This window comes from Limnoraphis robusta BA-68 BA1 (assembly GCF_034932365.1).
Classification (GTDB): Bacteria; Cyanobacteriota; Cyanobacteriia; order Cyanobacteriales; family Microcoleaceae; genus Capilliphycus; species Capilliphycus robustus.
Map to the genome: position 1 here is coordinate 116,784 of NZ_JAYGHR010000005.1, position 12,713 is coordinate 129,496.

Genomic DNA, 12,713 nt, shown 5'->3' on the forward strand with positions numbered 1-12,713 from the left:
CTACTGAGAAGCAATTTATATTTATTAAAGCTGCTTGTCAGTTCAACCTCTCTGTCTAGGGAACTAGCGGGGGAAAATCGACTGTTCTGTTTCAGGATCAAACAAGTGAATTTGGTCAATCGTGATCGCGATCCAAATCTTCTCTCCCAGACTCACTTTCACCTCCCCCGGAACTCGCAATTGTAGGGGAGAAAAAGCAGTCTCTTCTCGGGAATCTAGACGAACCGATAACAGCGTTTCATGTCCTAAAATCTCAATTCGTTCGATCTGAACAGGTAGATTTTTCGGGGCAGCGCAACTGATTTTCAAATGTTCAGGTCGCACTCCCAAAATTAACGATTGACCCTCAAAAGCTTTAAGATTAAATCCCCAACGCTCCGGTAAAGTCAGACGAAACAAAGGATGCACAATCAACAACGGGGCTGAAAACTGAACCGTTAAAAAATTCATCGGCGGAGAACCAATAAATTCGGCAACAAATCGATTCGCCGGACGATGATATAACTCTAGAGGTTTTGCCACCTGTTGAATTTGTCCTCGGTTCATCACCGCAATTCGAGAACCCATCGTCATCGCTTCCGTTTGATCGTGAGTCACATAAATCGTCGTCGTCCCTAATTGACGCTGCAACTCGACAATTTGAGCGCGAGTTTCCGTCCGCAGTTTAGCATCCAAATTAGACAACGGTTCATCCATCAAAAAAACCTGGGGATTACGCGCCATCGCCCGTCCTAAAGCCACCCGTTGCTTTTGACCGCCCGAAAGTTGTTTCGGGTATCGCTCCAAAAGGGATTCAATCTGCAATAATCGAGCCACCGCCAACACTCGAGCCGCGATCGCCTTTTCACGCGCCGAAAGATAACGTAAACGGGGTTTAAGCGATCGCGTCATCGCCACTAATAAATCCTCACCCAGCGATCGCAAAATCACCGGAAAATCCTGGGTTAAATTAACAGGTTGTTTGTCTTCAACGAACTCGCCGCTCATCCGTCGCAGTCCAAAGGCTAAATTATCATAAACCTTCAAATGAGGATAAAGCGCGTAATTTTGGAAAACCATCGCAATATCTCGAGCTTTTGGCGGCAAATCATTCACCAAAGTTTCTTTGATCCAAATATTGCCACCCGTGAGAGATTCTAACCCCGCAATCAACCGTAATAACGTGCTTTTTCCACAACCAGACGGCCCCACCAACACCATAAACTCACCATCATGCACCGTCAAGTTAATCCGCCGCAAAACCGTCTGAGGAGACATTAAAACCTCACGGGGTTGAGGTTCTCGCTCGTCAACGTCGCTCCTGTGTTGCACCGAGACAGAAGGAGAAAACGTTTTATAAATATTTTCTAAGACAACCTGCGCCATCCGTTAAACACCCACAGCCTTTACAGTTTACAGTGACCAGTAATCAGTGACCAATTTTTTACAGTGATCAGTTATGCAGTAATCAGCGCGTTCCTTGCGACGGGCGCGGTTTCCGGCAGCAAAGTTCGGGTATAGAGCACAACGGACGTTCCCGTAGGCGCTTCGCCGTGCCGTTAGGCTAGGGTCACTGTAAACTGTAAACTGTAAAAGCTGGTCACTGCTCACTGTTCACTGTAAACTGTAAAAGCTGTTCACTGGTTACTGTTCACTGTAAAAACACTCCAGAACGAACCCCAATAATTTTTTCTCCCGAATTCAATTCAAATAAGCAATCGCCCATTGCATCTTGATCTTGAAGCCTGAGTTCATTGATCGCAAAACGCAAAACACGATTTTCATTGGTCAACAAATAAGCCTGTTGATTGGGATTTACTGATACCATCCCAGCTAACGCATCCCTTTGACCCTTAAACTGGAACATCTGAGTCCCAATAGAACCGCGAGTCGTTGGACGAACCCGTTCCATCGAGATCCGTTTAGCAAACCCCAGTTGAGAAACCAATAATAAACTCCCCTTCGCAGAAACAGTGACACAACTGACCAACTGTTCTTGTTTGCGTAAACGAGTAGCCTGGGAGCCTTGAGCGGTACGTCCCATCGTCGGTAACTGTTCATCATTAATCGGTAAACTCATTAATCGTCCTCCCGATGTCGCCAACACCACCCGTTCCCCTGGTCGAGTCAAATTGACATAACCCAGTTCATCTTGATCCTTCAACTTGATAATTGTAATACCCCGATTGGTGAAATCCAGGAACTCCGACAGAGATAATCGCTTAATTTTCCCCTGTTGTGTTAGCAAAATTAAATCCGTTTTGTCAGGATGTTCAGCCCAGATAAAAGGTGCCAAAATTAATTCTTGAAGACTGCGAAATCCATCTTTAGTCGCCGAGGTTGGGAGTAACGTAATTAATGGCGTTCCCCGTGAACGATTAGAAGTCGTGGGAATTTCACCAACATTGAGCGGATAAGCCTTCCCGGTGCGAGTCAGAATGGCTAAATTTTGACCTGTTGTGGTCAAATAGCTGCTGACAATAAAATCATCATTTTCCTCAACGGTGACATCAGACGTATCCGTTTTACTGCGGCTTTTAGAGTCTACGGTTTTCGCAGGTACACGTCGTACATAACCGCGATGGGTAAATTCCAGAACAGTTTCTTCCTCGGCCGGAGCAAGGGGTTGTAAAATTTCCGTAGAAGGACGAGTTTTAGATTTAGACGGTTGAGTACGAGTGCTGCTCTGGGGTTGTTCTTGTTGATCTTCAGCATCTTGAACAATAATGCGAGTTCGTCGGGGATCGTTGTATTTCCGCTTGAGCGATCGCAATTCTTTTTTCAACGATTTCAGGAGTTCAGGACGTTCATCGAGTAACCGTCGCAATTGTCGAATTTGTTCGCTGAGTTCATCAAACTCATCCTGTAACTTTTGTCGTTCCAAACCCGTTAAGCGTCGCATCGGCATCGCTAAAATCGCATCCGCTTGGGCTTCACTCATCTGTAAATCACGTTCGAGGTTGATTTTTGCGGTTCCACCATCGGGAGCATTTCGCAAAATATCAACCACTGCGTCTAAATTTCCCAAGGCATTCAGCAAACCCTCAACAATGTGACAACGGCGAACAGAGGCATCTAACTCGTGAGTATACTGACGAATCAGCGTGTGTTCGCGAAAATTGAGGAATTCTTGTAAAATTTCTTTGAGGCTCAACTGGCGGGGTTGTCCGTCTACCAACGCCAGAAAAATCGCCCCAAATTTTGACATCAATTCTGTTTGTTGGTAGAGGTGGTGTAAGACCACTTGGGGAGAGGCTTCCCGCTTCAGTTCAATCACGACTCGAATGCCATCGCGATCGCTCTCATCTCGGATATCAGAAATCCCTTCCAAGCGTCCGGCATTCACCAAGCTTGCCATTTTTTCAATCCAACTGGCTTTATTCACCTGAAAGGGTAATTCAGTCACCACAATCGCTGTTTTAGTGCGACGTCGTTGAGCGGTAGGCACCTGTTCAATTTTTGCCACCCCCCGGATCACAATACTGCCCCGTCCCTGGCTGTAGGCTTCTACAATGCCCTCTGTGCTAACAATTTCGCCGCCCGTCGGAAAGTCAGGAGCCGGAATAATCGACCTCAATTCTTGATCCGGAAGATCAGGATGATCAATTAAAGCCACCAAACCATCAACCACTTCACCCAAATTGTGGGGCGGAATATTCGTTGCCATTCCCACCGCAATTCCGGAACTGCCGTTGAGGAGTAAGAAAGGCAACTGAGCGGGTAAAACCGTCGGTTCTTGTTGAGAGTTGTCAAAATTACTAATAAAATCAACTGTCGCTTCCCCGACTTGGGTTAGTAAGCCTTCATTTCCAATGGGTGCGAGGCGAGTTTCCGTGTAACGCATCGCCGCAGGGGGATCATTATCCACAGATCCAAAATTGCCATGTCCAGCCAGTAGAGGATAACGACTGGAAAACTCTTGCACCAATCGGACTAAGGCATCGTACACCGATTGATCGCCGTGAGGATGGTATTTACCCAAAACATCTCCCACGACTCTGGCACATTTACGATAGGGGCGATCCGGTGTCAAACCCAACTCGTGCATGGCGTACAAAATTCGGCGGTGAACAGGTTTCAATCCATCGCGGACATCCGGCAACGCTCGCCCCACGATCACACTCATGGCGTATTCGAGATACGACTGTTGCATCTCAGTATGGAGGGGAGTGGGGATTACTTGCCCGGAGAGTAGGTTTAATTGTCTAGCCATGAGGAAGATCAAGTTGAGAGTTTAGCGTTGGTAGAGACTTGCTATAGAGCGCGTCTAGACACAAATTGAATTCAAAGAAGGGATTGAAGACTGAATGCTTACAGCACTCTGTTTCCCTATTATGGAGTCTGGACATCGAGATCTGAAAATTTCAGCTCACCAATCAAGTTAGCTTAGGGGTTCAGACTGATGATCAATTGGAGGTTAGAGAAGTTGAAAACGCCGATCACATTTTGAGATCAGATACCGTTGCTGAAAATCTAGACAGTCACTAGAAGTATTTTTCGTTAGACTGTTCAGGGTTAATCCTGTCAGTGATCTGAGTCCGGTTGTGCGATCTGACTAGCCCCCATTCGGGGTTAAGAACTGAGCGTTGAGACTGGATCAAGTTGGCTTGATTGTAGAAAACGACTGGGGACAATTCGTTTTGTCAGATCAAGTCGTTTACTCTAAGATCAAGCAAGACCTAAAGTGCTGTCAACTATCATGTCAAAAATTTGGAAGGGGTTCGCCCTGTCCTGTAGATCTAAAATAATCGCCTGATCACTCAACTAAGGCGGCTTAAAGGTCACAGTCAACCCAGATAAGAGCGCAATTCTCAATTGATTTTGAGGTTAAACTGTTCTTCTTTGTTCCAAAAGGACATAATATGATGGCACATCATTCATTTATCGGAGAGTTTGTCCACCGGGAGACTCAGATGAAGACCGTTCTGATTGTAGAAGACGATCCGGTTAATGCCCGTGTTTTTTCTAAAATCCTGACTAAACGGGGCGGGCTGGCTGTTAAGCATACAGAAAACGTTGACGAGGTAATAAAAATAGCTAAATCTGGAGAGGCTGACTTGATCTTGATGGATGTGTCTCTGGCCCGCAGTGTTTATGAAGGCAAGGCGGTGGATGGGATTAAAATTACTCAATTGCTCAAAGATGATCCGCAAACCGCCAAGCTGCCGATCATTCTGGTCACGGCTCATGCGATGGCCGGCGATCGCGAAGATTTCCTGGCTCAAAGCGGTGCTGATGATTATATCTCTAAGCCTGTGATTGATCACCAGAAATTCGTCGATAAAATTAAGTCACTCTTAATTGCCGATGAAGATTGAGTCATAAACAATTCACCTGCGGCCTGGTGTCTCCAGGGTTTTGCTCTCGAGCAATGCTGATATCTCTGTGAACAGCCATCAGGCTGTTTCACAAGAGGTTGAATTGGCTGACTCGCCGTTTGCTGGAATTTTCCGATGCCGATCGCCTTGCTATTGGGGAGACACAGATGTAGGTGAATCTTTGAGTTGGGCTATCGTTTCTTGCATCTGAGGAGTACCAAGAAACTTCTGAGTATCATTGAGTAAGCGATCACCCCAAAGATTTTCCTTGAGAAATTCTAGATCCGCATAGCGAGCATCTAGTTGCAGAGCGGTTTGTCCCATTGCTAAACCTTCCTGCTGTTTTCCTTGAGTATACATTGCCACTGCCATCGCCAGCAGGGGTTCTGCTGCTTTTTCATCGATGGAAATTGCTTGCTGCCATTTCTCAATTGCCCCTTTGATGTCTCCCATCTCGTAGCGGACTAGGCCAACATTATTAATTGCTGGCCAAAGATTTTTTTCCTGAGCAAATGCTTTTTCATACTGGGCGATCGCTTCTGGGTAGCGACCTAAGCGATAATAAGCATTGCCTAAATCAAATAAAGCTCCCGGAACATCAGAACGAACTTTTAAACCCGCTTCAATTTGATCAACTGCTTTTTGATAGTCCCCTTGACGAAAATAGGCTTCTCCCAAAACAAATCTAACGGGAGCATTTTCAGGATCGAGAGTTTGCGCTTGCTGGAGGGCTGCTATTCCTTCGTCAATGCGCTCGACTTGAATATAGAGGCTACCGAGCAATGCCCAAGTCTGATAGCTCTTGGGAGCAAGCTGGGTGGCTAATTCGGCTCTGGGGAGAGCCAATTGATACTGCTGAAATCGAGTCAGTTGGGCTGCTTCTTCAATTAAGCCTAAGCCTGTTTGTTCGAGTTGTTCAGGGTTGAGTTGTAGGGTGTACGGGATCAGAGCTTGACTGTTGGCTGGACTGGCGACACTCCACAAACTGAGACTCATCAGTACGGAAATTAGGGAAGTCCGATTTGGCACGGCTTTGAAACAGATTTTGAATGTTTTCTTCTTATTCTTATACCATCTTAGAGAAATCCGCAAAATTTTGATGCTGTTTTGACTCATTTATAGACATAAGGATTCGTCAGTTCTAGGATGACGTCAAATTGGAAATTTTCCACTAGATCTTTTAAAGCTTTGGCTAGGCTAGAATGCTCACTGGGGATTTTCTCAATCAACGATTGAAGTTGGCGATCGCTACATTGAGCCGCCGCGTAATAAAGTTCCTTGATCCAAGCTCCTGGCATCACGGCTAAACTTTGAGTACATAGGTTTTCTTGACCCTGATATTTTTTCGAGGTCAATTCTGGAGCTGTATTTTCTCTTTTGCGATCAACTTTTACATTAATATCAAAACTCAAAATAGAGCCATTACCGACTCCCGAGTGAGCTATTAATTCTCCCCCCATTACTCTAATGAATTCGTGACAAATAGACCAATTTAAGTCGATAACATCATTGAAGTTAGCATTTAAAGTTGATTGGAATGGGTTGAACAATAAACGAGAAATAAACTCATTCTTAATCTCTGAACCCGTATTTTCAACTTCAAAATGCAGGGTAATATTTTCTGAATTTTCATCCAAGACTAGAGTGGGAATTGCTCGTAATGTAATGATTCCTGTTTCGGTTAGTTTGATGGCATTACTAACAAGATGAAGCAAAATATGACGCAATTTAACGTCATCTGCATAAATATATTGCGGTAAGTTGGAACTCCACTCCAAAATTAATTGTAAATTCTTCGCTTGAGCTTTAACTTCCAAGATCTCTTTAATAAAGCCGAGTAACCGATGTAAATCAAATTGACGCTCATTCAACGTCATTAAACTAGCTTCTAGTCTAGATATGGCGAGAATATCATTAATCAGAGTCAGCAGTTGTTCTCCACTCCGATGAACAATCTTAATATTTTTTCGATGTTCTTCTTGTAGACTGGAATCGGCGGCTAAAAGTTGAGTAAAACCTAAAATGGAATTGAGTGGAGTTCTGAGTTCATGGCTCATAAAAGAGAAAAAATTACTTTTAGCTTGATTCGCCATTTCAGCAATTTTTTTGGCTTTTTCAAGTTCAGCCGTTCGCTCTATTACTTTTTGTTCTAAACAGCTATTTAACTGATGCAAAGCTTTATTTTGTTCAGCTAGTTTTTGCTGTTGATAATAGCTTCTCAGGGCTTCTCTAACAGTTAAAATCAAATCATTTTCTTCCCAAGGCTTACTAATATATCGGTAAAGATTTGCATAGTTAACCGCTTTTCCCACATCTTCTACGCTGGCTTTGCCGGTGAGAAGAATTTGTAGGGTTTGAGGAGATCTTTGATAAACTTGAATTAATAAATCAACTCCCTTCATATCCGGCATAATTTGATCCGATATAATTAAGGGAATATCTACTTTTTCTTCTTGTAATTCTGCAATAATTTCTAAGGCGATTTCAGCCGTTTCAGCAGCTTCGACTGCGTAACTTTTTCCAAATTTTCGCTTGAGTGTTTCTGCTAAACTTCTCAGTAAAAAAAGTTCATCATCTACACAAAGAATGGTCGGTGTTTGCATCTATTTGCTTCAATTTAGATTCGCAAAAGTTGATTGATTTTGAGAAGTAAATGTAAAAAAGCTCATTATTCTTTTTCCGGTATATTCCTAGTTCAAACAATTTGGCAACCCTGTTCAAACTAGGAACTCAACAGAGATTTCAATTCAGCTATTTTCTAGCTTTATTTTCGTCAAATCGGTGTTTCAGTCCGAAAACTCCCAAGGTCAACAAGCCCAATATTGAAGAGGGTTCAGGAATAGAACTAGCGGGAGTTGAATTGATATCAAATCCAACGATTTGAAAATCTAATCGAGAACGGGCTTGAGCTTGATTAGGATTGAGTTGATTCCAACTGATCCGAGCCGTTCCTGCTAAACTTGAAATCAAGGTATCACTTGTCCAAGCAAATCCATTCAAATCTGTTCCATTCTCAGGTGCCAAACTTTCGCTAAAAATCCCCTGAACATCGATTCCATTCACCTGATTAACGGCAAGTTTAATCTCAGTTCCCGCTTCAACAAAACCTGCTTCTGTCTTCGCAACCGTTAACAGAGAAAAGCCTTCAAAGACAGTCTGAGAATTGGGTAATACCGAATAGGAAACTGGGTTAAGATTTTCCACCCCAAACGATGCAGTTATCCCATCCCAATTCAGAAACCAATTGACCTCAACCCCATTTTCCCAGTCCCAATAGATTTGACCTGTATTATCAGCTTGCGCTCCATTTGGCCCAATCGCAAATTCATAGTCTGCTCCTCCAAATACTCCCGCTCGTCCTTCTACTTTCCATCCCAGCGAAGTCCAGTCCGATGGAACAGAGGTTACAGGTTCAAGCTGTAGAGCGCTAGCGCTTTGAGTCAACCCGACATTCGCCAGAGTTAAACCCAAAGTTGCGGAGAGCGCAATGAATTTATTTTCAGTGATCATAGCACTTGTTTGAAGTTAACGCCTCAAACTTAAGTTTAGCTAACTGAGACTCAGAAATTCGCGTCTCCTTCGTTAATTTTTGCACAATCTCAGAGGGTTTGAATATTTCACCTCCAAGAAATCAAATTTAATTGTTAGCCGAGGAGACTGGGTAGAGTTAGAGGAACGAAGGGAATTTTAGAGAGAGATGTTACAGGTTTTTAATAGCAATATCCGACAGTCAAGTATAAGTTCTTTTCCAGTCTAATCTACTTTTGTTTGATCACAACAACGGTCATATCATCAAAAACTTGTTGCTGACCAATATATTGCTGAACATCTGTCACAATGGCTTGTCGAATGTGTTCAGCAGAGTTTTGATGGTTTTTGAAAATCACTTCACATAACCGTTCTAAACCATATTGATCACTCTCAATATTTTCTGCTTCGGTAATTCCATCCGTATATAAAACAATCACATCTCCCGGATTTAAAGAAATTGTTTGTTGAGCAATAAATTCAGAAACATCTGCATCTAACCCAATGGGAAAACCTAAATCAACGGTATCAATTCGTTCAACTTCACCATTAACTCTCACTACAATAACTTCTTCATGTTGACCACTTAATTGAATCGAACGATTGGTATAATCAAGCAGTGCTAACGTCATATTTTTACTGGAACTCATACGCTGAATATTGCCATACAAAGTGCGATTGAGAATATCTAAAAATTTCACCGGATCAGTTTCCGAACTTTCCTGTAAGGTTCGCACGGCTGTTTGTGCCATGATCATCAATAAACCGCTTTCTAATCCATGTCCGGTTACATCTCCGATGCCAATTTTTACCTGATTATTGTATTGTAAAACGTCATAATAATCTCCGCCTATTACATCAGCAGGTTGAATAAAACTGGCAATTTCTAAGTCTTTGATTGAGGCTAATTCTAAAGACTTTGGTAAAACCATTTTTTGTAATTTTTGAATCACTTCTATTTCCGCCGATAAACGCAAATTTTCGGCTCTTAAACGACACATATTAATCTGATTGGCAATCCGCGCCAGAAGTTCATCTTTAGAAAAAGGTTTTGTCAGATAATCATTCGCCCCGACATTCAAACCGATAACAATATCTTGAACTTGGGTTTTTGCCGTGAGTAAAATAATCGGTACTTCAGTGGTCGGAAAACGTTCTCTAATTTTTTGAGTGACTTGATAACCTGTCATTTTAGGCATCATCACATCCAATAAAATAATATCAGGTTTATATCCTTCCTGAATCAAAGCTAAAGCTTCTTCACCATGACTCGCTTGAGTAATAGCATAATGATGTAGGGAAAGTATATTCACCAAAACTTGTAAATTAATCGGTTCATCATCTACAATTAAAACCGATATATTGGAATTTTTATTGTCAATATTAATTGATTTTGTTAATTCAATCTCAGGCTTCAAGGATTGATTTACTTTGTTTTCAGGTTCTAGCTTCATGCTAGATTTAGGTAATATTTCTGACTTGACTCCTGTCGAAATCGGTAACGTAAAAGAAAATATTGAACCTTCATTGACACGGGAAGAAACACTAATTTTCCCTCCATGTAATTCTACCAATTGCTTGGTAATCGCTAAACCTAATCCTGTCCCCCCATATTCCCGATCTGTTGTCCCTTCCGCTTGTTCAAACGACTCAAAAATCCGTTCAAACTTATCTTCTGAAATCCCAATCCCCGTATCCGAAACAATCACTTTTACAAACTTATTATCTCCTTCTAAATCAACCGCTTCAGCTAAGACTTCTACTTGACCCGCAGGTGTAAATTTTATCGCATTTCCAACTAAATTATGTAAAATCTGTTCGAGACGATTTTCATCCGCTTGTACAAGAGGAAGATCCGCAGAAACTGAATTCATCAATTGTAAATTCTTCTTCCCGACAATCGGTTTACTCAGAGTAATAACCAAGTCTGTAATTGCGCGTAAATCAACCGCTTTCAGTTGTAAATCTAGATTTTGGTGGCGAAGTTTAGAAAAATCTAACAGATCATTGACTAAACTCGACAAACGACGACCACTAGAAACAATCATCGTTAAATTAAAGTTTGTCTGTTGTGAAAGTTCACCCGTTGCACCCTCAATTAAAGACTCAGCAATCCCAATAATTCCATTCAGAGGTGTTCGCAATTCGTGAGAAGTATTTGCTAAAAATTCATCTTTGAGTTGATCAAGACGTTGGAGATTATTATTGGCTTGTTCGAGAGCTTCTTCCCGTTCTATTAACGTAATTGTTGCCAATTCAACCGCTTTTTTCAAACGAGTTGGCGCACTCACTAAAACAAACACTAACCCCCCCGCTAATATTGCGGTAACACTTCCACCGAACCCTAGCCAACCGGATAACGGAGAATCAGTTATCCATCCCTTCTTAGGAACGGCTGCTAACTCCCAAGAACCATTCGGTAAAGTAATAGAAGATAGAACGGGATTTTGTTGGAAAATTGCCCGATCTCCGAAAAAAACTTCTCCTTGTTCACCGAGTCCATCTTTCCCGCGAATCGCATATTTTATAGATGATTTTTTTTCTAAGAGTCCCGCTTCTTTAAAGAGCGTATCTTGATCAAGAATAATCCCTGTTAATCCCCAATAAGAGCCACTTTCTGGCGCTTGATTGGCTGGGGTGAGAAAAATCGGAGTTCGCGCAATAAACGCAACACCCCCTTCTACCAAACAAGACTGTTGATTATTCTCAGAATTGTTAGTAGGAATGCGGCGAGCATCTGGGGGACAAATATCAGAAATTTGGGTCATTCCGACGAGGTTGACGGGTCCTGCAACAATCGTTTGACGATTTTCGATAGCACGTTCAATGGCTTCTCGTTCTTCGGGGATAGACATCGGACTAAAGCCAACAGCAGCTTCATTTCCTTGGAGGGGATAAATGTGGCTAACGGTATTGTCTTTGTATAGTACAACACTGCGAATCCCTAGCTGTTCGGCAATAATCACTTGAGTTAAGCGTTCAAAGGTTTTTTGGTCAAGGTTGGGGTTAACGGTAGAAACATAGGCGACTAATCCCCGAGTCAGAAATAATCGCTGATTCAGGGCTTTTTCAAGGTTGGCTCTGACGGTACTAAGTTGCGCTAGGACTTTGGCTCGATTTTGTTGCTCAAACCGTTCTCGTTCAGTATGTTCTACCCATCCGACTGTCGCCAAAATAGCAATTCCGGTGAGGAAAGCAGCGAGGGTTGCTTTGGTATGATCGCGATGGAGGGGATGCTTGAACATAGGAAAGTGCTAATCAATCAGATGCCGTTGAAAACTGAAATCGATACAATCCACTTATGTTTAATTATCGTCAAACCGACCCGATCTGGAATATTTTTGATACACAATTGAGCAGAAGATTCATTCAATAGGTCACTCCCCTGCTAACCATCACTCCGCCTCTAAGGGTACTGCGACCGTAATCTTTGATTCGGTCGTAGAGGAATTAGAGGACGGGGTGTTTTGGGTTTCGCAGATATACTTCTTCACAGTTTCAAGATTTGCGCCACCAGTAGAAGATACAAAATAACCAATCTTCCAGAACACTTTCTTGTAAAAGTAACAGTCACAATGTTGTGAGAATTCTTTTCTAATTGCTCGACTGGTAATAGTTTTTAGGTTGTTAGCAAACGAACTGATCTTTACTTTGGGGTTGATATCAATAAGCAGATGGATGTGGTCAGGCTCTCCGTTAAATTCTCTGAGTTCACAATCCCACTTCTGGCATAAGTCTCGGCTGATTTCCTCAAGTCTTCTGAGAATTTCACTGTTGATGACTTTTTTCCGGTACTTGGTGACTAAAACTAAATGAATCGAGAGGTCATAAACTGTTCCTCCGCTTAACTTGCGTATTGGCATGACTGTATGCTATCATCTCAAACAG

Annotated in this window: 8 protein-coding genes; 1 reads left to right on the forward strand and 7 read right to left on the reverse strand. The window is 42.5% G+C overall.

Annotation, left to right across the window (positions count from 1 at the left end; genetic code table 11):
* Positions 1-63: 63 nt before the first annotated feature.
* The gene (locus VB836_RS04335; protein WP_323218167.1) at positions 64-1,365 is read right to left on the reverse strand and encodes an ABC transporter ATP-binding protein; all 1,302 of its coding nucleotides are present in this window, start codon (positions 1,363-1,365) and stop codon (positions 64-66) included.
* A 265-nt stretch (positions 1,366-1,630) separates the two neighbouring features.
* The gene (gene gyrA, locus VB836_RS04340) at positions 1,631-4,192 is read right to left on the reverse strand and encodes a DNA topoisomerase (ATP-hydrolyzing) subunit A (protein ID WP_323218168.1); all 2,562 of its coding nucleotides are present in this window, start codon (positions 4,190-4,192) and stop codon (positions 1,631-1,633) included.
* 700 nt (positions 4,193-4,892) lie between these two features.
* Here gyrA and VB836_RS04345 point away from each other — a divergent pair.
* The gene (locus tag VB836_RS04345; RefSeq protein WP_046277003.1) at positions 4,893-5,297 is read left to right on the forward strand and encodes a response regulator; all 405 of its coding nucleotides are present in this window, start codon (positions 4,893-4,895) and stop codon (positions 5,295-5,297) included.
* Between the two features lie 150 nt (positions 5,298-5,447).
* On the opposite strand, the gene VB836_RS04350 is transcribed toward VB836_RS04345, so the two are convergent.
* The 5 genes from VB836_RS04350 to tnpA form a co-directional block, all read right to left on the reverse strand.
* Positions 5,448-6,326, reverse strand: coding sequence for a tetratricopeptide repeat protein (locus tag VB836_RS04350; protein WP_456085751.1), 879 nt, complete (start codon positions 6,324-6,326; stop codon positions 5,448-5,450).
* Positions 6,327-6,409: 83 nt separating this feature from the next.
* On the reverse strand, positions 6,410-7,900 hold the full coding sequence (locus tag VB836_RS04355; RefSeq protein ID WP_046276993.1) for a hybrid sensor histidine kinase/response regulator: 1,491 nt from the start codon (positions 7,898-7,900) through the stop codon (positions 6,410-6,412).
* Positions 7,901-8,048: 148 nt separating this feature from the next.
* Positions 8,049-8,807 carry a choice-of-anchor W domain-containing protein gene (locus VB836_RS04360; protein WP_323218170.1) on the reverse strand — a complete coding sequence of 253 codons (759 nt, stop codon included), beginning with the start codon at positions 8,805-8,807 and terminating at the stop codon, positions 8,049-8,051.
* A 248-nt stretch (positions 8,808-9,055) separates the two neighbouring features.
* Positions 9,056-12,070 carry a SpoIIE family protein phosphatase gene (locus VB836_RS04365; protein ID WP_323218171.1) on the reverse strand — a complete coding sequence of 1,005 codons (3,015 nt, stop codon included), beginning with the start codon at positions 12,068-12,070 and terminating at the stop codon, positions 9,056-9,058.
* A gap of 150 nt (positions 12,071-12,220) precedes the next feature.
* A complete protein-coding gene (gene tnpA, locus VB836_RS04370) occupies positions 12,221-12,688 on the reverse strand; it encodes an IS200/IS605 family transposase (RefSeq protein WP_323218172.1) in 468 nt (155 codons plus the stop codon).
* Positions 12,689-12,713 lie beyond the last annotated feature (25 nt).